This is a genomic window from Sinorhizobium terangae (genome assembly GCF_029714365.1).
Taxonomy (GTDB): Bacteria; Pseudomonadota; Alphaproteobacteria; order Rhizobiales; family Rhizobiaceae; genus Sinorhizobium; species Sinorhizobium terangae.
In genome coordinates this window covers 307,359-330,073 of sequence record NZ_CP121660.1, presented here as the reverse complement: position 1 = coordinate 330,073, position 22,715 = coordinate 307,359, and the positions used below count along the sequence as shown (strand labels likewise).

Below are 22,715 nucleotides of genomic sequence, written 5' to 3'. Positions count from 1 at the left end.
CTTGTTCGCGGCTAAGCGGCGATGCTGCGTCGGTCGGAGCGTCCGAGGACCCGCGTTGCTTCCTCGACCGCCTGCCCGACCCGAGCATGGATCGCTTCCGAAATGAGGGCGCCGTCCGCGAAGTCCTTGTCCGACGTGTAGATGGCCGTCGGCATTGCGAGCGCTTCAAAGAAGCCGAACAGTGGACGCAGCTGGTGCTCGACGATCAGCGAATGACGCTCGCCGCCGCCGGTTGCCGCAAGGATGACCGGCTTGCCGCGCAGGGACGAGGGATCGAAAAGGTCGAAGCAGTGCTTGAACAGCCCGGTGTAGCTGCCTTTGTACGTCGGTGAACCGACGACCAGCACGTCGGCCGAAATCGCCTGATTGACGATATACCGCGCTTCGGGAGCGAGATCATCCAGCCGCCTTGCATGCGGCAGGGAAGGCCCAAAGTCCTCGATGTCGAATGTCTGTGCCGCGGCTCCCACATTCAGTGCAAGCCGATGGACGATATGATCGACGAAAGTCCGGGTTTTGGACGGGCGCGTGATGTTACCCGAGATTCCGACCACTCTTTTTTCCGGCATCGGTGACCTCCGTCGAAGCCGTTTCAGATGTGATCATCTAAATCTATAATTTTTGTGAATTATAGCAACACAGTTCCATTTCGCATCGCTGAAGGAGAAGAGTTTGCCATGGTACGGCACCTGTCTGCGGCCATCTTGGCGGCAGGTGAATGACGGGCGCTTTTCCGCTGAATGCGCCCGGGACCGTCGGTGCTCTGCCAAAGCTGCATTGCACGTGCAACGATCGCTGCGACGGCCGGTCTCAGCTTGGGCAAGACCCGCTCCGAGTGAATCGTCGTCGTGACCACAGAGTACGGATTAGGCCTCCTGATCTACCTGAGAACGGCACTCCCCACGGCCTTGCCGGGCATCTCCCCCACAAGGGGGGAGATCGGCAAGCGGCCAATGTCCCACTCAGCTCTAACCGCCTGTGCGCGGCGTTTAGTGACCCTATGCGCGCGATGGTGAGTTGAGAGACTTCGGCATCTGCGATTTCACTGTCGGCCAGGACCTTGCTTCTGGCCAATCTCCCCCCTTGTGGGGGAGATGCCCGGCAGGGGAGAGAGGAGGGTGTTAACTCCGCTGGTCCGGCTCCGTCCTAGAGAGAACGCGTCAGCCCGCCATCGACCCGGATGTTCTGGCCGGTGATATAAGCCGCGCCGTCTGAAGCAAGGAATGCAACGGTGGCGGCAATCTCCGCGCTCGTTCCATAGCGCTTCATCGGCACGCTATCACGACGCTCCTCGGTCGCGGGCAGGCTGTCGATCCAGCCGGGAAGAACGTTGTTCATCCGGATATTCTCGCCCGCATAGGTGTCCGCGAAAATCTTGGTGTAGGCGGCGAGACCCGCGCGGAAAACGGCTGAAGTCGGAAACATGGCGCTGGGTTCGAACGCCCATGCCGTGGATATATTGATGATCGCGCCGGACTTCTGCTTCTGCATTATGGGCGTCACGAAACGCGTCGGCCGGATCACGTTCAGAAGATACGTGTCCATCCCTCGGTGCCAGTCTTCGTCGGTGATTTCGAGGATCGGAGCGCGCGGGCCATGACCGGCGCTGTTGACCAGCACGTCGATGCGGCCCCACGTTGAAACGGCGAGATCCACGAGCCGCTTCAGGTCTTCATTCGACTGGTTCGAACCCGTGACACCCACGCCGCCGAGCTCCTTGGCCAGCGCTTCGCCCTTCCCCGAGGAAGAGAGAACTGCAACCTTGTAGCCATCGGCCGAGAGCTTGCATGCAGCCTCCGCTCCCATGCCGCTCCCGCCTGCCGTAACCAGCGCGACCTTCTCTGTACCCATGTCATTTCCTTTCAGGACGTTCACTCAAGAGTCGCGCGAACTTTGACATAAAGGTTGCGCGGCGGCTAAACAGAAATACACGCACGAGCCTGTAAAACTATTGGATGTCCACTGAGCTTTCGAGACTGGCTGCTCGGCCAGATCGGAAGGCCGCGGTGATGGGCGGACCCGCGCGTTACAACGCCGCGCGTCCAGGACGCGCAAAGATCGCTGCAGCACTTTGAATTGCCTGATCAATCAAGCGCGTCCAACGGCGTTTCGTATTCGCTCTCTGGTGAAGGGCAAATCATAGAGACGCTTGCCGGTGGCGTTTCTGATCGCGTTGGCGACAGCCGCTGCCGCAGGTCCCTGGGCGGCCTCGCCGGTGCCTAGGAAGGGTTCGCGGGGGCGCTCGATGATATGCACCTCGACACTGTCCGGGACGCTTGCAAAACGCAGGATCGGATAGCTCGACCAATCGGTGCTGGTGATCCTCGTCCTGTCGAATGCCACGGCCTCGTAGAGCGTCCAGCTGATCGATTGCAGGATGCCGCCCTCCGTCTGGTTGCGGATACCGTCCGGATTGACAATTTCGCCGCTGTCGATGGCGGATACGACGCGGACGATGCGCACACGACCGGTTTCCGGCTCGACTTCCGCTTCCATCGCAACCGCCAGGTAGGCGGCGAGATTCTTGTAGCGGGCAAAGGCGAAGCCGCGTCCGCGATTCCTCGGCATTTGCGCCTTGTCCCAGCCGAAGCGCTCCGCAGCCAGTTCTATGACCGCACGCGCGCGCGGATCCTCCATGTGGCTCAGCCGGAATTCGACCGGATCGGCTTCGGCCATCAGCGCCAGTTCGTCGATCGTGCTTTCGATCGCGAAGACATTGGCATAGCCGCCCAGCGCCCGGAGCGCCGAGACGCGCAGCGGCATGTCGGGCAGGAAGTGCCAGAGCACACGCTTGTTCGGAATCACGTAGAGCGGATTGGCGTTTCGGTCGCCATTGCCGGAGGGACTGATTCTGAGCTCGGCCGGCTCCGGCTGGAAAGCTTGAGCCTTGTGGCGCGCCGCGAGCAACGCGCCGGCCCCGCCCGGACGCGTGGAGTGCGTATTGCTCCAAAGATCATAGGCCCAGCTCGCGATCTTGCCTTGACCGTCGAGTGTCGCACTGACCTTCATCAGCATCGCAGGGCCATAGGGCTCCCAGCTGTGCTCCTGCTCGCGCATCCACTGAACGCGCACCGGCTTGCCGGGAATTTTGCTGGCGATGAGCGCCGCGTCGCCAGCCGCGTCGTCGGCACCGTTGTGTCCGTAGCACCCCGACCCTTCCATGTGGATGACATGGACCTTTTCTTCCGGCATCGCTAGCATCTCGGCGATCGCCCCGCGGTCGGGAAAGACCCCTTGCGTGTGCGACCAGACGTCCAGTGTCCCATCCGCCTTCATATGCGCCACCGCACAGGACGGGCCGATCGAACCGTGGATCTGGTAGGGCCGCGTGTAGGTCGCCTCGAAGACCTTGCCGTTGGACGATAGCGCACCCGCCTCTGCGACGGTACCTACCTCGCGCTCAAGCCCTTGAAGGACAGCCGGCAGGGTCGTCTGGTCGGGAAGCGTGTCGCGTTCCTGCCACCGCGCTGCCGCCGCCAGAGCCCGCATGGCGCTCACCGCCTGGAACTCTTTCTCGGCGACGACGGCGAGGAAGTTGCCATCGCGCACGACGGAAACGACGCCGGGCATTCCCTCGGCCGCGCCTTGATCAAGTTCCGTCAGCGTCGCTGCCGGGCTCGGGGGCCGCACGACTCGCGCGTGCAGCATGCCGTCCATGCGTAGGTCATGCACATAGGCAGGCCGGCCCGTCACCTTCGCGGGGATATCGACGCGCGGAAGCGGCTTGCCCATCACGCGGAAGGTCCCGGGCTGCTTCAAGGCCGACTGCGGCTGCGCCTCCACGTGCAGCATCTGGCCCGAAACAAGCTCGCCATAGGTCGCGCTTCTCCCATCCTTTGCCAGCACCGATTTGTTTTCGGCCCTGAGTTCCGCCGGCGCTGTCCCGAAGCGCTTGGCGGCTTCCGCCAGAAGCAGCGCGCGCACCTGCGCTGCGGCGTTCCTGATGGCAGTACCGCTGTTTTGCATCGACTGGCTGCCGGCCGTGAACCCCTCGTTTGGCGTGCGGCCGGTGTCGGCCGTCACAAACGTGATCTCCGCGGGGTCCATCTCCAGTTCCTCGGCAGCAACCTGCAGGAGGGCGGTGCGGATGCCTTGGCCGAGCTCCGCCTTGCCGGTAAAGACCGTGACCGAATTGTCAGGATCGATCCGGATCCAGGAATCGAGGAAACGATCGTCGTCAAGGCTGCCGGGCAGGGACGCGGGCGGTGCCGGTGGCGTCGCTGCCGGTGGCGTTGGCGCGGGCGCCTGGGCAAATGCGCGGCCGAGCGAAAAGCTGACGACGAGGCCTCCGGTGCCGGCGATCACGGTGCGGCGGGTGATTTCGTGCTGGAGAATACCCATCAGCCTGCCCTCCCTTTATCAAGTTCAGGCAGCGACGCAGCCTGCATCAGTTCGCCCGCCCGCCGGATCGCTGCCAGAATTCGCATGTGCGTGCCGCAACGACAGAGATTCGTCGTCAGCGCCTCGCGGATCTCCGCGTCGCTGGGCCGCGCATTGCGGCGCAAGAGAGCGTGCGCACTCATCATCATGCCCGGGATGCAGTAACCGCATTGCGCCGCCTGCAATTCGATGAATGCCTGCTGCAACGGTCCGGGCTCGTCGATCGTGCCCAAGCCCTCGATGGTCGTGATTTCGCGGCCTTCCAGCAGCATGACCGGCACCATGCAGGAAAGCACCGCCTCGCCATCCACAACAACGGTGCAGGAACCGCACTGGCCGAGTCCGCAGCCGTATTTGGCGCCGTTCAAGGCCAGGTCATCGCGAAGTACGTAAAGCAGGGGCGTCGCCGGATCGACATCGACCTGATGCGGGCTGCCGTTGACTGTCAGCGAAATGCTCATCATCCCTCCTCGGCGCCGACATTGTGCGGCGCCCTTTCAATGCCGTCCGACGGCCGGATGGTGACCTTGTGCGCGCCGGATCGGGTATTGGCGATCAGCTCCACGAGCCCGGGCCATGGCTGCTCCTCGGAAAACCGATCGCGCATGTAGGTGAGAACGTCGGCCACCTGCTGATCGCTGAGCAGATGCCGGAAGGCGGGCATCACCGCACTTGCCTCGCCGTCCGCCGGCGGAAGGCCGAACAGCACGACGTTGACGATATTTTGCGGGTTCGGCGCATTGACGGCGGTGCTCAGCTCGAAATTCAGGCCTCCGAACGGTTGGCGTCGCTGGCCTTCGTGACAGCTTGCACAGGCGGCAGCATAGATCGCCTCGCCGGGGCTGCCGCCGGAAGCGCTCACAGGGGTACTCTGGCTATCGGCCGCCTGTTCCCGGTAGTCCCCCCCGAACTGCTCGCGCAGTTGCGCCGCTCTTTGCCCGCGTTCGGGCGTGGGATCGCCCATGATCGAGGTGACATAGGTGGCGATCGCCATGATGTCGCTATCGGGGAGGCCCGACAGATTGCCCGTGACCTCGGCCATGGGCCCACGCGAAACGCCATGGAATTCATGCCAGCCGTTACGAAGGTAAAAGGCGAGGCTTTGCTCGTCCCATGGAATCGGCGCCTTGGAATCCTTGTTGATCGCGTAAGCCTGCCAGCCCTCCGCCTCGCCGCCGCCAAAATGCTGGTCGCGATCTTGGGCGCCGAAGGCGTTTCGGGGAGTGTGGCAGGCGCCGCAGTGGCCGAGACCCTCGACAAGATAGCGCCCGCGCGTCCATGCCTCGCTCTGGCTGGTATCCGGTTCGAGCGCACCCCTGTCGAGAAAGGCGAGCTTCCAGGCAGCAAGCAGCGGCCGGTATGTGAGTGGAAACTGGAGATCGTTCTGAGGCGCTTCGGCCTTTACCGCGGCCCGCGTCATTAGGAAGGCATAAAGGGCGCGGTTATCCTCTGCCGAGACATGCGTGAAATGATCGTAAGGAAACGCCGGATAGAGGTGGCTGCCCTTCCGATCCACGCCTTCGTTCATGGCCCGCTGGAAGGCCTCTTCGCTCCAACCGCCAATGCCGGTCTCACGATCGGGGGTGATGTTGGTGGAGTAAATCGTTCCGAACGGCGTCGGCACGGCAAGGCCACCCGAAAATGCGGGCTTTCCGGGAACGGTGTGGCAGGCGATGCAATTGCCAAGCGCCGCCAGTTGCGCTCCCTTCGCAACGAGTTCCGCAGCGAACGTCGCCTCTGCCGCGGCAGCTTCCTCGGGAATCTCGGAACGCCACGCCAGAAAAAAGAACGCGCCTGCGGCCAGAACTATGGCCGCCACGAAAACGATCAACGCCCGCAAGGCCCACATGGCAGATCTCCGCCGATTGGGGGAAACGTCGCACTTGCCGATCGGTTCCCCGGTGGTGAAATGACGTCTGCGTGAACTCTACTGCGTGTTCCCCTTAAAATCGTACCGATGCAGCAAGTCAAAGTAACGCGCGACCAATCAGACATCTGATGAGACGCGCCGCTATAAGGCTACAAATACTAGCCCCCGTCTGTACCGCTCATACTAGCCCCGTCTGTACCGCTGACCCGCGAGTGGGCGCGCGGGCATTCGGTGGAGGGGCGCGCTGGACGCCCCTCCACCCGCAATCACGATCGCCTTCCTGCTCGGACGGCACCTCAAAGCCGGACATCCCAAATCGAAAATTTGGCTTCCAGGAGCCCGCGCTTCCCGTCCGGAAGGCCGATGTCGCGGAGCATGCGATCCGACAAATGCGAGACCTGGTTCATCGTCTGACGATGCCTCCAGGCGGCCATGATCAGCGCACGCGCGGTGTTCCGGACGCCGAATTTGCGGCACAGGTCCTCGATCGTTGCGGCAAGGGTATCAACAACTAAAAATTGTGCTTCACGCATGATTTTTCCGTCCCGGCACGACAATGCGGCCAGGTCCTCTCGAAGGTCAAAGAGACGTGTGGATGCGGACGCGGAAATGCGAACAGTCGCTCCGTCAGCCGGTCACGTCAGGTCAAATGGGAAAGCGCCAATCGGCAGAAATCCGGGGTTTAGAGACCCTGGAAGCAAAATCGGCTCGAGCAAGATGTGCGATACATCGTCGTGCTGCCAGCCGTCCCGCCAGAGAGGCGCATAGTCACGAGAACAGGATTCATTTCACGCCTCCTCTGATTTGAATTGCGAGTGTGGCCACCTTACACGAGACCGGCCGATCTGCAAAGACACAATTTCGGATTGCAGAAATCACCTCGGGTCCGTTGCGGGAATGCAACACTTGTTCAAGGGCACGTTCCTCGCCGTGCCGGCGAGCCAATCTTCCGGGTGTGTCGCTCGCGGAAACGACAGCGCTCGGCCGGCTCTCACTGCCGGAGCGCTGCCCTCCTCAGAGAATTCATCGGTGACCAGCGTCGTTTGCAAGGAGCGTTTTGATTTCGGCTACTGTCGCTTCCGGCAGCGGTCCCTTCTCCAGCGCCGCCAGATTTTCACGTACCTGCGCCTCCGTTTTGAAACCGGGTATCGGAAAGGTGCTGGGCGAACGGGCAAGGATCCAGCCGAGCGCGCCTTGCGCCAAGGTCCGACCACCGCTCTTAAGGAGTTCCCGCACCCGCGCGAGGCGGTCGAGGTAATCGGCACGCGGCCGTCCGTCCTCAAAGAACCGCACCCAGCTATGGCCGGCGGCGCGCACGTCGCTCGGCGGCAGCCGCATTTGCGGACCGAACTTGCCGGTCAGGAAACCCATCGCGAGCGGCGATCGATTGAGGCTGGCGAGATTGTTGCCCTCACACATTGCCAGCATCTCCGGCCCATCAATGAAGACATTCAGTTCCTGCTGAACCGCGACGAAATGCGGGAACTTCACCATACGCTTCGCCGCGGCGGCGTTGTCCGTGCTCCAGCCCCAGAAACGGATGGCACCTTTTTCCGCAAGCCTTTCAAGCGTCTCGCCGGCCGCGTCCGCCTGATCGTCCCGAAGCTCCCCGACATGAATTTGATAAAGGTCGATATGGTCGGTCGCCAAGCGCTCGCGCGATGCCGCGCAGGCCCGTTCGATGTAGGCCGGGCTGACATCGATGCCGACAAGGGCGCGGGCAGCGCGATCGTGGGTGTATCCGAACTTGGTCGCGATGATTGCGTCACCCCGTCGCCCACGCAGCGCTCGGCCGATCACCTCCTCGCTGTGCCCGGTTCCATAGGCATCGGCCGTATCGATCAACGACGCACCCATCTCGAGCCCAAGATGAATGGCGCGGATAGACTGTTCGTCGTCAATCTCGCCCCAGCCGTCCGGCTTTCCGTTGAGCGTGAAATGGCCTCCGATCGCCCAGCAGCCTAATCCGATGGGTGCAGCCGACAGGCCGGAGCGGCCCAGTGGCCTGCGGCTGGCCGCAGAGATGTCGCTGGCAAGCATGGCATTCCTTTCCAGTCGTGGAGCAATGCTGGCGACTATGCCATTGGTCGCTTGGCGATCAGAAGCTCCGATTCCGCAGGAGATTTTTCAGCGGTGAAAAACTGTTCCGGGATTCGGCCAAGGCAAGCGCTCACGGCGCGGCTGCTCGCGCAATTGGGAAGACTGCGGCGCGGAACCGCCGGTTCGATCTATCCCGCCTTCAGTGCCATCCGTTTGCCGGCCGCGATCAGGCGTGCCGCCGCATAAGTCTGGGTGACGATCTCCGGAACGAGATCGATGTCAGGCAGGCTCCCCACGCCGAGCGGCCCGATCGCAAAGAGGTTCGGCGTGCGGCCGCTGCTGCCGAGCACTTCTCCGGTGGGGCTGACGGCAAGTCCGAGTTCGAGCTCGTCCGGCATGGCCAATCCGCCGGCAAAAAGGCTTTGAAACAGCGGCGCCTGCATGTCCGGCGCCGAGCAGCGGCAGTCGATCACCTGGTCGGCGCGCAGCAATTCCTCCGCCGGCTGGCCGGACCAGCGGACCATCAGTCCTTCCGGCACGCGCCGCCCGGCCCATCCGCAGCGAAGCACGGTTCGCCCTTCGGCAAGCTCCTGCTGGAGACGCGCATGCACGGCCGCCGGCAGGCGGTTTCTATGGCTGTCGTAAATGGCGCGCAGATGCCGGTTGAACTGGCGCTTCTCCCGCGCGGGAAGCGCCTGCCAGAGCGAGCGCGCCCGGCGGCGAAGGCCGTTCATCGCCGATTGCCAGCTCTGCCCCTTGGCCTCGGCATCGGCGCAGGCCTTGCGGACGAACCGGACGATCTCCCTGAGGGTCGACGGCATCGGATCGACAGGGAAGCTCGGCGCCGCCGACAGGCGCGTATGCGACTGCGGCAGGAAACCATGTCGCGAGAGCAGCGTGATCGTGCCTGCGTACCCCCCGTCGCGCATCTGGAACAACTGGTTCACGACGCGGATGCCGCTGCCGAGCAGGACCGCATGGCGCGGATCGACGAGCCGGCGGGCTCTGACGACCGGCCGCTCTTCATCCGAAATCTCGACATTGCGTGACCTGACGCCGAAGCCTGTCGCGAGAACGACGACATCGCTTTCGTCCGTTCCGCCATCGCGAACCAGCGTGAGGCGGCCGGTGGCGAGCTTGCGCAGGGCGTGGACCGGCTCATGAGAAAACTTCACGGTGATATCGGAACGGCGCGCAAGCGCCTCGGAAAAGCGCTGATGCACATAGTCGCTGAAGATGCCCTTGGGCACGAAAATCTGCTGGAAGCCGGGAATGGCCGCCGGCACCGCCGCCCGGAATTCACCGTTGGCACAAAGCCAGTCGTTGAAATCGTCAGGCTGTCCGGCGGCAACCGACAGATCACGCACGCGACTGTTGAGGATCTCCGTGCTCTGCGGCGACGACAGGGCCTGGCCGCCGCTGATCGACGGGTGCGGATCGTACATGGTCAAATTGAAGGAAACGCGGACCGACTTCATGAGCGCGATCGCCATCATGATGCCCGAAAATCCACGCCCGATGATGGCAATCTCGGGCCTCGACGATAGACCGGCAGCCGCGGACGACTTGGCTGCAAATAATCCGTGCACAGTCATGTGAGCTCCTTTGCGCCCCGGCCGCAGCCGGACCAGTCATGGGCAACCCCTACGCAGGACCTTGAGACACACACATAGCTGCCGTTTGAATTTTCAGGGATGTCTGGACTAGACGCCGCACGCCTCCCGCGAAGTCTCCGCTCCTTTGGCCAGCCTACAGCGCCGTGCGTCTAATCAAACACGCAAAGGACGCTGTAGCACTTTGAATTGCTGCATGCTCTTTCCTTAAATCTCCTAGGATTTAAGGAAACATGCAGTGGCCCTTTAGCTCTTGGGCATTGTTATACGGCATAGTCTATCAAGTTAGTATTTTATGACAAAGGGGCCGATCATCAAGCATTTTGTTCAACCGCTTGTCTCCGGCGGCCGCCGCCGAAGAGCGCAGCGTGTTCTTTCCGATTGAAATCAAATGACGATTCCCCGTCATCGGTGGTGCGCCACACGAGCGTCATTGCCGCGCGACCATAGCTCCTTTCCTGCGACCGGACCAATATTTGGCTGATGAAAGAATAAGTTTCATGCTTCATACTATGGAAAGAAGCTCGACGCGAGCGAAGCAAAGAAAGTTCAATATCCATAAATTCTATAGAACAACCTTTCTTACCCGGTGTAAGATGTTCGTTCAGTGATACCGGCCGATGCCGGAGAGATTGCGGAACGTACGACCCAGCGTCCGTCCGCAGCGAAGTTCTGGGAATCGATAGCGATGGTCCTGGATTGATGCGATCCAGGACCTATTTGCGACCCACGGAGGATCGATATGGGAACCATCTCGCAGTTCGCCGAGAAGACGAGGCCGCCCGCGCAGCGCATCGAGAGCGAAGAAGAGGCCTTGTCGGTTGCAAGAGAGCTGGCGAGCCGCTTGGCGGCACGTGCCAGCGAACGCGACCTGGAGCGCGTTCTTCCCTATGAGGAACTCGATCAGCTTGCGCAATCCGGCCTGCTGGCGATCAGCATTCCATCCGACTATGACGGGATCGATGTCTCGAACGCCGTGCTTGCGGAAGTCGCGGCGATCCTTTCCGAGGCCGACAGTTCGATCGGCGAGATTCCCCAGAACCATTTCTATGTGCTCGAGGCCCTCCGTCACGATGGGACCGAGGAGCAGAAGAAGTTCTTTTTCGGCCGGGCGCTTGCCGGCGACCGGTTCGGCAATGCGCTTGCCGAAGACGGGACGAAGACCGGCGGCCGTTACAGCACGCGCCTTAGCGAAGATGGTGCCGGTTATCGCGTAAACGGCCGCAAATATCATTCCACTGGTGTACTCTTTGCCGACTGGATCGCCGTTTTCGCGCTCGATCCCGCCGACCAGCTCACCATGTCCTTCGTGCCGCGCAGCGCCGATGGTGTCCAGATCATCGACGACTGGGACAGTTTCGGGCAGCGCGTCACCGGCAGCGGCACGACCGTTTTGCAGAACGTCCATGTGGACCTCGGATCCGTCGTCAGGCTCAATCGCGGCTTCCAACGACCCGCCACCATCGGTTCCGTCGGCCAGATCATCCATGCCGGCGTCGACCTCGGCATCGCGCGCGCCGCCTTCCGGGAAACCGTCGATTACGTCCGCAACAAGGCCCGACCCTGGATCGACAGCGGCGTCGACAAGGCTTCGGAGGATCCGCTGACGATCGCCAGGATCGGCGAGATCGCCATCGGCCTGGAGGCGGCTACGGCGGTGGTCGAACATGCGGGACGAAAGGTCGACGTCGCCCAAATCGATCCGACCGAACAACACGCAATCGAAGCAAGCCTCGCCGTCGCCACCGCCAAGGTCCTGACGACCGAGGTGGCGCTTGACGCCAGCAACACGCTCTTCGAGCTGGCCGGCACCACCTCGACGAAGGTCGCGCTCAACCTCGACCGCTATTGGCGCAATGCGCGCACCCACACGCTCCACGATCCGGTGCGCTGGAAATATCACGTCGTCGGCAACTACCATCTCAACGACGTGGCACCGCCTCGAAACGGGGCCCTTTGACTTGCTCGAGCCGGGCGGCCGCCGTCTCTCATTCATACCAATCGTGTCGATTGTCGTCCGTTTGCCTCAAGGATCCGCATCAGGAGCTCTGCTCGCAAGGCCTGCCCGGAACTCATCAATCAGCGATTGTTCCCGACCGAGATAGCGCGGTGAGAAATGCATGGGAACGGACCTTGCTACCCGCGCGGCTGCGGCGATGCTGCCCGCCTGCAATGCGGTCAGATGCTTTTTGGAAGCTGCAACGGCCTTGTCCTCGTCAAGGAAGCCGCCCTCGATGAAGAGGTAGTCTGACCCGCTTGCCAACTTAAGCAAGCGCAAGACGTTCGCGTCGGTGAATGCCAGGTCCGTTGCGTAGCAGACTCGTTCTCCGGGGCCAGTGACGAGCGCCTTAGCATTGAGGAGATCGCCCAGTTTCATGTCGCGGTGGCCGGGAATTTGCACGATCGCGCCCGCGTCCCCGCGAGACCTCACGAGACGCTTGGCCTCCGTCAACCAGGGCCCCACCGGCAGACCAAGCCGATCCAGCACCGCCTTATGCACGTTTACCCGCAGGCTCTCCTGAAACGCGAATGCGAGGCATGGAATCCCGTGATCGAGATCGATCGCTTCGACATGGAAGTCCGGCTCCACGAGGAGATGCGGGGAAGTTAGCACCTCGACACCGAGCGTTTCGCGACCGAATCGGTTGCGTGCCCTGAACCGGGATCGCGTCAGTTCGTCCTTGAGATTCCACTCGGCCGCAACGATCGAGAAATCCTCGGAAGTCTCATTGAGAAGATTCCACGTGTAAGATCGCAGCTTTGCCTCGACGGCGTCTGTCAGGCCGGGAGGACCGAATATTTGAAACTCTGCCGTCCGGTTGAGGAGAAACCGGAGCATCCGGTCGAAGCCGGCGAAATGATCCATATGCATGTGAGACACGAATACGTGCCGGATCCTGGAAAGGGTGCCAGCCGGAAGAGGAGACAGGTCGCCGAGATCGAACAGGATCGCTCGCGACTTGAAAGTGAAATCAAGCAGGAGACCTGCATCGCCGAACGGCTCATTGACCAGCCTGGGTTGAACAAGGAATACCACATGCCGCTCCTGCGGAATCGGAAGGGCGGTAAACCGCTCTCCTGCGCGGGAAGTGCCTCGGAGCGCAGTTCTCAAGTCATCTGACGCCCACCGCCTGGCCTCTGTCAACCGCCCGGCCCCTCAGCGCCGCGCGTCTTATCGGACCCGGAAAGGCAGCTTTAGCGCCTGGTATCGCTGCTTGTTTTATCCCTATTTGACGCCGGTTTGAGGAAACATGCAGCCGCAGCGAACGGAGCATGCCGCCCGATTCAACGGGAGCATGGACGTTCGTGCAGGCGCGCGCTAGGTAAACGCGGCAGGTGTAACGACTTGGGCACGCCGTTGAGCAAGGGCATCGAGATGCGCTCCCAGCACGAGGCTCTCGCCTACTTCGATAGCCTGGATGCGGTGTCGGTGACCGAGATGGTCGGGCTTTGGAAAGGGCGTGGAGTTCCGACCGGCCATCCGCTGGACGGGGTGCTGGAGAACCTGGGCTGGTTCGGCAAACGCTTCCGCGCCGATCTGCGCGCCGACGCTCTGTTGTTCAATACATATGGCAACCGCCTCGTGCCGGTCGATCCATCTCCAATCCCGCTTCGTCTGGCCCTTCGCTTCCATCGGCTCGGTCGTAGCACCGCCGCGCGGAATTTGTTCTCCCATTTGGTCAAATATTTGCGCGCGCAAAGCCCGACAGGCACTCTGCGGACGTCCCGCTTTCGAAACCGGACCAGCGCGGCCATGCTCTACGACCGCAAGCCCATCATCGACCATTTCCGAAGGATCGATCCGAAGAGGCTGCTCGGAGTAATGGTCCTGGAGGGAGACGACCGATATTTCTTCTTTCAACTCGACTACGTGGACGATCCCAGTCCATCGCTTTGGTACGACTAATGCGCCGCGTCCATCAGACGCGCGAAGGACATAGCTCTTCCGCTTACCCGGGCAGTTTTCTGATAGCCAAGCTCACTTGCGCACGAGGCTGAAGGAGAAATGGCTGCCGCGGTGATAGTCGATCGCGTAGTTCACTGGCGTGCCGGCAGCATTGAAGCAGGTCTCGGTGATGAGCAGCGCCGGTCCGAAATCGCGCAGGTCATTGCGCTGGACAACCTCATCGGGCAGCATGACGGCAGAGACCGTTGCAGCCGACATGCGCGGCCGGTTCTTGTGTTCCTCCAGCAGGGAAAGCAGCGAGCCGGTCCAGTCGATGTCATAGAGCCTGGCCGGAATGATGCTGCGCGGCACGTAATCGAGGCAATAGAGGATCGGCTCCTCGCCCTGCAGCCGCAGCCGCTCGATGCGGATGACCCGGTCTGTCGCCGTCAGTTGAAGCTGTGCGGCCACATGCTTGTCAGGAGTTTCCTCAGCGATCGAAAGCACCTTGTTGAGCGGCCTGTAGCCGTAATGATGCGCCATGTCGGTCACGCTCTCGAAGACCGTAATAGGCCGGTCGACGTGGACGGCGGAGATCGCCGAGACGAAGCGGCCACGCCCGTGCTCGACGTAGATGAGCCCATCCTGTTCCAGCAGCTTCAGCGCCTCGCGCAGCGCAGGCCGGGAGATCTTGAAGCGCTGGGTCAGCTGCGCCTCGGTCGGCAGCTTGTCGCCCGGCTTGAGGCCCTCGCCGCGGATGAGATCGGCGATGCGGTCACGAAGCTGGATGGCCAGGGTACGCGAATCGCGAAGGGGTTCGTCCATGGCGGGCCTCCGGCAAGAAATGATCTCGGCCCTGTTCTTGTCTGACAAATTCGCGGAGGTCAAGCGAATCAAACGGCTCTCAGTCCAAAGGAGCGTTCTGCTGTCACCGGAAACTGCAACGAAAAATCAGAAGGCTGTGGCTTGACTCGTTCTCGGCAAGATGTCAGTTGTCTTACAACATTCGGAAGCTCAGGCTCCCGACGATCACCACCCATTTTACCGAGAGCAGGACCATGCTGAATTTTGACGAACAGAGATTTCTCCGCATACAGTCGGGGGCTATCGCGCTGCAGAAGCGCCTCGAAACGGTGATCGCGTCCTGCCTTTCGGCCGGCGCCGAAAATATCTTCTTTCTCGGCACGGGCGGAGCGGCGATTCTGATGCAGCCGGCTGCTCAGCTGCTGCTGCGCCGTTCGCGCTTCCCCGCCTTCCTCGACATGCCGGCCGAACTCGTCGTTACGGGCTGCGCGCATCTGACGGAGAAGTCGGTCGTCGTGGTGCCGTCGCTCTCCGGCACGACGAAAGAGAGCGTCGCTTTGCTTGGCAAGCTCAAGGAGATCGGGGCGACCGTCATCACGCTCGTCGGCCATGAGGAAACGCCGTTGGGCAAGGGGGGCGATCATGTCTTCGTCAACTTCGCCGAGGACGACACGTCCTGCGAGTCCTTCTATCTGCAGTCGCTGTTCATCGCACTCGCCATCCTGAAGCAGCGCGGCGAGATCGCGAACCACGACGAGATCGTCGCCGAATTGGCGCGGATGCCGGAACTGCTCTTGGAGGTGAAACGCGCCTACGAGCCGAAGGCCGAGACCTTCGCGGAGATCCTCGCAGGGTCCGACTATCACATCGTCACCGGCGCCGGGAACGTATGGCCGCAGGCCTTCTACTACGGCATGTGCATTTTGGAAGAGATGCAGTGGATCCGCACCCGGCCGGTGCATGCCTCCGACTTCTTCCATGGCACTCTGGAACTGGTCGAAAAGGGCGTTAGTGTCATCCTCTTCAAGGGCGAGGATGCGCTCCGTCCGCTCGCCGAACGTGTCGAGAACTTCGCGCCGAACTACACCGACAAGCTGACGGTACTCGACACGGCGGATTTTGCGCTGCCCGGCATTTCCTCCGAGGTCCGCGCGCTCGTTTCGCCGGTGTTGCTCGCCACCGTGCTCGAACGCATCAGCGCCCATCTCGAAGTCATGCGCAACCATCCGCTCACGACTCGCCGCTATTACAAGCGCGTCGCCTACTGACCGCGGATGCTAGACTCCCGGGGCCGCTACACCGCCGCGCGTGTAATCAGACGCGCAAAGGTCGCCGTACAGCTTTGGTCTCTGCATGATTTAAGGAATCATGCAGTAGCCGCGAATGCACGTCGTCGCATTCGCGGCTTTAATGTCCGATCACGAGGGCCCGCATGAAACCCCTTCGATTCGCCACCGTCGGCGACAATTGCATCGACCGCTTCCAGCCGCCCCTCTCACAGTCACTCGTCGGCGGCAACGCCGTGAACGTCGCCGTACAGCTCGCCCGGATGGGGCATGTCGCCTACTACTTCGGTGCCGTCGGGCGTGATGCGGACGGCGTGCGCACGCGCCGGCTGCTGCAGAACAACGGCGTCACCCTGGATCACCTTCAGGAGCGGCCGGGCATCACCGCCTACACCGATATTGACGTGCTGCCGTCGGGCGAGCGCCTCATCTCCTACGAGGATTTTGGCGTCTGTGCCGGCTATGCACCGGACGACGCGGAGGTGGCTGTGCTGAAGACGTTCGACCATGTCCATATCGGCTGGATGGACGACGGCGGCGCGCTCAGGCGCAGGCTGGTGGCGGAAGGGGTCAGCCTGTCGCAGGATATTTCGGTAAATGCCAACCCGGACGACCTCGGAGTCACGGGGCTCGCCATCGCCTTCGCCTCGGCCGGTCCCGACGAAGTGGCGGCGGAGCGAATCGCAGCCGAACTTCTGGCGCAGGGTGCCCGTGTCGCCGTCGTCACGCGCGGATCGAAGGGTTCCGTGGCAACCGACGGGATTATCCGCGTCGAAGCCGGCATCAGGCCAGTCGCGGTCGTCGACACGACGGGTGCCGGCGACAGTTTCATCGCTGCGTTTCTCGCGGCTCATGTCGCCGGAAAGCCGCTTCCCGCATGTCTGGAGGCCGGTCGGGACTGGGCCGCCGAGACCTGCACCCACATCGGCGGCTTTCCCCAGGAGCCTTTGTCATTCTAGGCCGCGGGAGGTCCGGGGGCCGCTTCAGTGGAGAAGCTGGCTCAGGAACAGGCTCGCACGCTCCGTCCTGGGGCGCGCGAAGAACTCGTCCGGCGTTCCCTCTTCGACGATCCGGCCGCGGTCCATGAAGATCACGCGGTCGGCGACCTGACGTGCAAAGCCCATCTCGTGCGTGACGCAGACCATCGTCATGCCCTCGCCGGCAAGCGCCACCATCGTATCGAGCACTTCCTTGACCATTTCCGGATCGAGCGCGGAGGTCGGCTCATCGAAGAGCATGACGCGCGGGTTCATGCAGAGCGCCCGCGCGATCGCGACGCGCTGCTGCTGGCCGCCGGACAGTTGCCCCGGATATTTGTTCGCCTGTTCGGGAATGCGCACACGCTCAAGGAAATGCATCGCGATCTGGCGCGCCTCCTTCTTCGGCATCTTTTTCACCCACATCGGTGCCAGCGTGCAGTTTTCGAGGATTGTCAGATGCGGAAAGAGATTGAACTGCTGAAACACCATGCCGACGTCGCGGCGGATCGCCTCCACCCGCTTCTCGTCATGATCTAGCTCGACGCCGGCAACGACGATCCGGCCGCTTTCATGCGTCTCCAGACGATTGACGCAGCGGATGAGCGTCGACTTTCCTGAGCCGGAGGGGCCACAGATCACGACTTTTTCGCGTGGGGCGATCGAGAGGTTTATGTCGTCAAGCGCATGGTAGTGGCCGTACCATTTATGAACGCCACGCAGCTGGATTTCCGACAGTCCTTCGGTGGACGTGGGCATGATGAGTCTCCCGGATGTCATTTGAGCACGAGCCAGCCGGACAGGACGATGATCCCGGCGCCAGCCAGCGTGTGGAATTCGAGTGGTGTTGAGAAGAGGAACACGCCGTAGAGGCCGCCCCAGACGATCTGGCTATATTGGAAGGGGGCGACAACCGAGGCTTCGCCAATGCGAAACGCCCGGACCAGCAGAGCGTGGCCGCCAAGAAGCAACGCTCCGCCGGCGAACGCGAGCGCGAAGTCTTGCGCGCTGACGGGGACGATGCCGCCGACGAGTGCCACGCCGAGCGAAAGCGGCGTCAGAACGACGAGCAGGCTCGCGACCAGCGCCTCATCGGTCTCCGCCGCCTTCGCCCGGCGCAGGAGAACGAGCGAGAGCGCGAAAAGAACCGCCGAGCCGAGGGCGGCAGCATGGCCGAGGTTCAGCGGCGCGACGCCAGGCTTCAACGCCACCGCCACGCCGGCGAAACCGATCACCACGCCTGCCCAGCCGATCGGAGAAAGCCGTTCCCCAAGCAGCACAAATCCGAGCATCGCCACAAGAATCGGCGTCAGGAAGGCAAGCAGATAGGCCTCGGCGAGCGGCAGGGCCGCAAAGGCATAATGGATGAGCAAGGTGTCGCCGGCTAGAAGAAGTACACGCAGCAGCGCGAGACCGGGCTGGCGCGGCATGAGCCGCCGGAGGCGTCCAACGACGCCAGCATGGCAGAAGAGGATCAGCAGCGCCGCCGCCGTTACCAGAAACGTCACTTGCGGCGCCGCGATTCCGGCGGCAAGCACTTTCACGATCGCATCCGTACCGGAAAAGACGGCGAAGGCAAGAAGCACCACGAGCGCGGCCCGCCCGTTGGCGGGCGCGGGCGCCGCACCGTCGGCACCCGCAGAGGAGACCTCAACGGACATCGAAGCGTCCGAAGCGTTCCTCGATGCGAGCCTGGGCGTATTCGAGGCAGATCGAGAGGATCCAGTAGATCATCGAGGCGGTGATCAGCATCTCGATGTGGCGGAACTCGGTCTGGCCTTGGGTACGCGCGAGATACATGATTTCCCAGACGCCGACGACCGACACAAGTGAGGAGTCCTTCAGCATCGCGATGAACTGGTTGCCCGTCGGCGGGATGATGACCCGCATCGCCTGCGGCAGGATCACGAGGCCCATTGTCTGGGCGGGGCTGAGGCCGAGCGCGGTCGCGCCTTCCGTCTGGCCGCGTGGAATGCTCTCGATGCCGGCACGGAAGATCTCGGTCATGTAGGCGCCGTAGCAGAGCGACAGCGCCAGGATGCCGGCGGGAACAGCGCTGATCACGTAGCCGACCTGCGGCAAGCCGAGATAGATGATGTAGATTTGCATGAGCAGCGGAAGGCCGCGGAACAGCGAGGTGTAGAAAGTAGCGAGCCCGTAGACGACGCCGTTGCTGGAGAGCTTCGCAATGGCGCCGGCAAGCGCAATGACCGTCGCGATCACGATGGAGATCGCCGAGATGTAGAGCGTGGTCACCACACCCTGCGTGACGAGGAATCCGATCTTCTTTGCGATGAAGGCGAAGGACAGATCGAAGGAATAGAAGAACAGCATCAGGAGCGCGAAGAGTTCGGCCCAAACGGCGACGATCTGCTGGCGACGGGAAAGCTGGCGTAGCGCCTTCCAGTTTGCCGCCACGATCAGCGCGATCAGGAGTGCCGAAACGAGGCGGCCGGCCGCCGGATTTTCCCCGAGCCAGCCTTGCGACGCCGGCAGCAGCCGGCCGATCCAGGCGGAGCTGATCCCGAGTTGGTAAAGCGCAAGTGTCACGAGCGCGAGCACGAGAAGGGCACCGGCGCGCCGGGATGCTTCCGGATAGGTAAGGATCAATCGACCGATCATGGGTGGGTCTTTCCTGTCTCAGGCGGCGCGTTCGCGCCACCAGTCCTGCGCCTGGAGTTTCCAATAGGTGAGCTGAGCGACGGCGAGCCCGGCAAGCCCGCCCGCCCAAACGAGTCCGAACGGCTGATAGAGCTTGTAGCGCTCCGATTGGCCGAGGATGCCCTCGGCGACGACCTTGCCGCCGATTGCCGTCGTGTTGAGCCCATGGCCGCCAAAGGCCGTGCAGTACCATACGCCCGGGCTCATCCGGCCGATCTGGGGCATCAGGTGCCGGGCGTAAGACATTAAGCCCGACCAGGCGAGCTCGGTCTTCAGACCGGAAAGCTGCGGATAGGTACCAACCATCTCCGCCCTCAGTTCCCGCACGAGCGCATCCGTCGAGGCGGCGCGCGTGGTGATACGCCCACCCCACAGCAGGCGCTTTCCGCCGTCGACGACGCGATAATAATCGCCGGCACGACGGTTATCGCCGATCGCGTCGCCGGTCGCGATCGCCGAAGCGACGAGATCGGGCGCTTCCTCGCTGACCATCACGTAGGTCGCGATCGGCAGGAAGGCGCGCTTGAGCCTGCCATGAAGCGATCCCGTGTAGCCGCCCGTCGTAAAGACGACGGTGCGGGCGCGGACCTCGCCACCCCCGGTCAAGACTCGCTTCTCGGCGCCGTCGAGCACCACCTTGGTCACTGCAGAGGACTCGTAGATCAGGCCGCCGAGGCGCTCGATCTCGGCGGCAAGCGCGCGCAAATAGTTGAGCGGATGCATGTGGAAGGCTCGCCTGTCGCGCAGCGCCTGGAAATAGCGCTTGGACTTCAGCACTGAACGGACCTGGTCGCGGTCGAGGTAGTCGAGTTCGTAGTCGTACAGACGACGCATTTTCTCCGCATGCGCCTTCAGGCTGGCACCGTCCTCATAGCGCAGCACGCTTGTGATTCCGCGTGTCGGCAGGGCATCGCGGATCGCCAACGCCTCGATCGTTTCGCGCACGAAGTCCATGCCTTCGATCGACAGCAGATGGAGGCGACGGGCGGCGTCCTCACCGGCGATCCGTGCGATCTCGGCGCTGCCGGTCGCATAGCCGGGACTGACGAAGCCTCCGTTACGGCCGGAAGCTCCGAAGCCGATGCTCTCGGCCTCCAGGACCGCAACCGCCTGCCCGCCCCTTGCAAGCTGCAGTGCCGTGGTGAGGCCCGCGAGGCCCCCGCCGATGATAACGGTGTCGCAGTCCACTTTGCCTGCGAGCGACCGGCGCACCGTCTGGTCCGCCATGGTTCGTCTGTAATAGCTGTCTGGGTAGGTCATGTCGTGCCGGTCCGCTGAAAACGCAAAGGGCGCGAGCGAAAAACGCCCGCGCCCATCCTGTCAGTCCGCGCTGTAGTCCTTGCCGTACCACTTGGTGGTCAGCGTCGCCAGCGTTCCGTCCTTCTTCATCTCTTCGATGATGCCGCCGACCTTCTCGGTCCACTCCGGATCGACTTTCTCGGCGATGACGACCAGCGGCTCCTTGAAGGCGTATTCGCCGTCCATTACGCGCAGCGGATAGCCGTTCTTGATCGCGTTGAGCGCGGTCTGCTCGGGTGCGATCACCGCGTCGAGGCGCACACCGTTGCCGAGGCGCAGGTCATCGAAGGGCAGCATCGAGTCGGCAAAGGTCCGCACCTCGCCCGGCTCCAGCTTGTACTTGATCGGCGGCAAGCCCGGCGCGTCGATTTCAAGCCGGCGGTTGATGAAGTCTTCCGAGGTTGTCGCCGTCTCGACGCCGATCACCTTGCCCTTCAGATCGTCGGTCGACTTCGCCTCGCTGTCCTTGTGCAGGACGTAGACGTACGGGCTGTAGTAGTAGATGCCGGCGAAATCGATGACCTGGGCGCGCGCCTTGGTGGGTGTCACCGAGCCGACGCCGAGGTCGTAGCGTCCCTGCCAACGGCCACCGGTAAGCGTCGCCCAGTCCGGCGTCTCGAAGCTCACCTCGACGCCGAGGCGCTTGGCGATCTCACGCGAGACATCGATGTCGAAGCCGACCATCTCGTTGTTGTCGTCCAGGTAGCTCTGGGGCGGCCAGCCGCTGTTGGTCGCGACGACCATCGCCTTCTTTTCCATGACGCGATCTAACGTCTCTCCGGCATGGGCAGAGACTGCAGCAGCGACGAATGCAACCCCGATGGCAAGTCGTGCGATGAGCTTTTTCACATGATCCTCCTCTTCGATCCGTCAGCCACGATCCCTCTTTATGTAAGATGTCTGACAACTCTATGTGTAAAGGTGCACCGGCAGGAGTCAAGGGCGATGCCGGATGCGAATCATGAAACGATTAGATGAGACGATGCGATTCCGTGATGAATGATGGCGAAGTTCTGCGGGGCCGAAGGGCCGGGAATCCCGAGAGAGTTTCAGTGCTGAGGAGCGGGGGAGGCCTGGTCCAGAAGGATGCGGTCGAAGGGGTCGATTACGATCTGGAAAGACGGACCAACGTCTGTCTGGCGACCATCGATCAAGAACGCCGAGTTGCGTTGCGCGCCGGCATCGCACCCCCGCGCCGAACGACAAAGCACGCGGCACACTTCAAACTGCAGACCATCAGTCCGGTTGTTTACGAAGGGTAAGACCTCAACCGGCTTCGCTGCGAAGCGCGGCCACGGTCTCTTTCTTCTCGCCCTCTTCCTTCTCGCCGGCGGCGAACTGTTCGAGCGTCATGTTGTCGAGAATTCCTGCCATGGCATCGCGCACGACCACCATCGAGCGCCGCACGTGACAGTTTTCCGGATCACGACAGTCGTCGCAGGCTTCGAAGGCCGTGCGGCTGGCGCAGCGGATCGGCGCGAGCGGGCCGTCGAGGGTGCGGATCACCTGGCCGACGCGGATTTCTGTTGCCGGACGCGCCAGCGAATAACCGCCGCCCGGGCCCTTCTTGGAGCGAAGGAACCCGGCGTTCCTAAGTTCCAGCATGATCGTGTCGAGGAATTTCTTCGGCAAATTGTTTCGGACGGCGATGTCGGTGATAAAGGCCGTCTCGCCCGGCTGAAGCTGGGCAAGGTCAACCATTGCCTTCAGACCGTATTTTCCTTTTTTCGTGAGCATGAGGCATCGCTTTCGAGAAGGAATTTTGCACCGCATGTTCCCTTAAATCGTAGCCGGTTCAAGGGCGAAAACTTGCGGCAATTCAACGTACTACGACGTCCTTTCGCGTCAGACAGACGCGCCGCGCGGGGGGGTAGCGCCCAACACGCCGCGCATCGTGAC

The 22,715-nt window shown here is 62.4% G+C and carries 20 protein-coding genes; 4 read left to right on the top strand and 16 right to left on the bottom strand.

The features are described from left to right. Nucleotides 1–11: 11 nt before the first annotated feature. The 8 genes from msuE to QA637_RS20250 all read right to left on the bottom strand — a co-directional run bounded on the left by msuE (nt 12) and on the right by QA637_RS20250 (nt 9,885). Complete coding sequence (msuE, locus tag QA637_RS20285) at nt 12–569, bottom strand: FMN reductase (RefSeq protein ID WP_153439948.1); 558 nt, start codon at nt 567–569, stop codon at nt 12–14. Between the two features lie 577 nt (nt 570–1,146). Beyond that, nucleotides 1,147–1,851, bottom strand: coding sequence for an SDR family oxidoreductase (locus QA637_RS20280; protein ID WP_283066505.1), 705 nt, complete (start codon nt 1,849–1,851; stop codon nt 1,147–1,149). Nucleotides 1,852–2,088: 237 nt separating this feature from the next. Continuing rightward, complete coding sequence (locus QA637_RS20275) at nt 2,089–4,341, bottom strand: xanthine dehydrogenase family protein molybdopterin-binding subunit (RefSeq protein WP_283066503.1); 2,253 nt, start codon at nt 4,339–4,341, stop codon at nt 2,089–2,091. Next, nucleotides 4,341–4,841, bottom strand: a complete 501-nt coding sequence (locus QA637_RS20270) for a (2Fe-2S)-binding protein (protein WP_283066501.1) — start codon at nt 4,839–4,841, stop codon at nt 4,341–4,343. Before QA637_RS20270 ends, QA637_RS20275 begins: the two co-directional genes overlap by 1 nt. Beyond that, nucleotides 4,841–6,229, bottom strand: a complete 1,389-nt coding sequence (locus QA637_RS20265) for a cytochrome c (RefSeq protein ID WP_283066500.1) — start codon at nt 6,227–6,229, stop codon at nt 4,841–4,843. The genes QA637_RS20270 and QA637_RS20265 overlap by 1 nt, the downstream gene beginning before the upstream one ends. A 317-nt stretch (nt 6,230–6,546) precedes the next feature. After that, complete coding sequence (locus QA637_RS20260; RefSeq protein WP_283066499.1) at nt 6,547–6,783, bottom strand: DUF1127 domain-containing protein; 237 nt, start codon at nt 6,781–6,783, stop codon at nt 6,547–6,549. Nucleotides 6,784–7,273: 490 nt separating this feature from the next. Continuing rightward, nucleotides 7,274–8,290 (bottom strand): aldo/keto reductase, encoded by a 1,017-nt coding sequence (locus QA637_RS20255; protein WP_283066498.1) that lies wholly within the window; start codon nt 8,288–8,290, stop codon nt 7,274–7,276. 188 nt (nt 8,291–8,478) lie between these two features. Continuing rightward, nucleotides 8,479–9,885 carry an FAD/NAD(P)-binding protein gene (locus QA637_RS20250; protein WP_283066496.1) on the bottom strand — a complete coding sequence of 469 codons (1,407 nt, stop codon included), beginning with the start codon at nt 9,883–9,885 and terminating at the stop codon, nt 8,479–8,481. A gap of 760 nt (nt 9,886–10,645) precedes the next feature. Between QA637_RS20250 and QA637_RS20245 the strand changes: the two genes are divergently transcribed. Further along, nucleotides 10,646–11,863, top strand: coding sequence for an SfnB family sulfur acquisition oxidoreductase (locus tag QA637_RS20245; protein ID WP_283066495.1), 1,218 nt, complete (start codon nt 10,646–10,648; stop codon nt 11,861–11,863). Between the two features lie 66 nt (nt 11,864–11,929). On the opposite strand, the gene QA637_RS20240 is transcribed toward QA637_RS20245, so the two are convergent. Then, nucleotides 11,930–12,940, bottom strand: a complete 1,011-nt coding sequence (locus QA637_RS20240) for an MBL fold metallo-hydrolase (protein WP_283066493.1) — start codon at nt 12,938–12,940, stop codon at nt 11,930–11,932. Between the two features lie 339 nt (nt 12,941–13,279). Between QA637_RS20240 and QA637_RS20235 the strand changes: the two genes are divergently transcribed. Then, nucleotides 13,280–13,810, top strand: a complete 531-nt coding sequence (locus QA637_RS20235) for a GXWXG domain-containing protein (RefSeq protein WP_283067279.1) — start codon at nt 13,280–13,282, stop codon at nt 13,808–13,810. Nucleotides 13,811–13,882: 72 nt separating this feature from the next. On the opposite strand, the gene QA637_RS20230 is transcribed toward QA637_RS20235, so the two are convergent. Beyond that, nucleotides 13,883–14,614 carry a GntR family transcriptional regulator gene (locus QA637_RS20230; RefSeq protein WP_283066492.1) on the bottom strand — a complete coding sequence of 244 codons (732 nt, stop codon included), beginning with the start codon at nt 14,612–14,614 and terminating at the stop codon, nt 13,883–13,885. A 233-nt stretch (nt 14,615–14,847) separates the two neighbouring features. Between QA637_RS20230 and QA637_RS20225 the strand changes: the two genes are divergently transcribed. Then, entirely contained in the window at nt 14,848–15,861 is a 1,014-nt protein-coding gene (locus QA637_RS20225) for an SIS domain-containing protein (RefSeq protein ID WP_283067278.1), read from the top strand. Nucleotides 15,862–16,025: 164 nt separating this feature from the next. After that, nucleotides 16,026–16,838: a PfkB family carbohydrate kinase gene (locus QA637_RS20220; RefSeq protein WP_283066490.1), complete on the top strand. Its 813-nt coding sequence runs from the start codon at nt 16,026–16,028 to the stop codon at nt 16,836–16,838. 24 nt (nt 16,839–16,862) lie between these two features. Here the strand turns inward: QA637_RS20220 and QA637_RS20215 are convergent, their stop codons facing one another. The 6 genes from QA637_RS20215 to QA637_RS20190 form a co-directional block, all read right to left on the bottom strand. Continuing rightward, a complete protein-coding gene (locus QA637_RS20215) occupies nt 16,863–17,615 on the bottom strand; it encodes an amino acid ABC transporter ATP-binding protein (RefSeq protein WP_283066489.1) in 753 nt (250 codons plus the stop codon). Between the two features lie 17 nt (nt 17,616–17,632). After that, nucleotides 17,633–18,517, bottom strand: a complete 885-nt coding sequence (locus tag QA637_RS20210; protein WP_283066487.1) for a DMT family transporter — start codon at nt 18,515–18,517, stop codon at nt 17,633–17,635. Then, nucleotides 18,507–19,478, bottom strand: coding sequence for an amino acid ABC transporter permease (locus tag QA637_RS20205; RefSeq protein ID WP_153439962.1), 972 nt, complete (start codon nt 19,476–19,478; stop codon nt 18,507–18,509). The genes QA637_RS20210 and QA637_RS20205 overlap by 11 nt, the downstream gene beginning before the upstream one ends. An 18-nt stretch (nt 19,479–19,496) precedes the next feature. Beyond that, nucleotides 19,497–20,777 (bottom strand): NAD(P)/FAD-dependent oxidoreductase, encoded by a 1,281-nt coding sequence (locus QA637_RS20200; protein WP_283066485.1) that lies wholly within the window; start codon nt 20,775–20,777, stop codon nt 19,497–19,499. Between the two features lie 60 nt (nt 20,778–20,837). Further along, nucleotides 20,838–21,665: a transporter substrate-binding domain-containing protein gene (locus QA637_RS20195; protein WP_184108604.1), complete on the bottom strand. Its 828-nt coding sequence runs from the start codon at nt 21,663–21,665 to the stop codon at nt 20,838–20,840. Between the two features lie 417 nt (nt 21,666–22,082). Beyond that, nucleotides 22,083–22,553 carry an RrF2 family transcriptional regulator gene (locus QA637_RS20190; protein ID WP_153439964.1) on the bottom strand — a complete coding sequence of 157 codons (471 nt, stop codon included), beginning with the start codon at nt 22,551–22,553 and terminating at the stop codon, nt 22,083–22,085. Nucleotides 22,554–22,715: the final 162 nt, after the last annotated feature.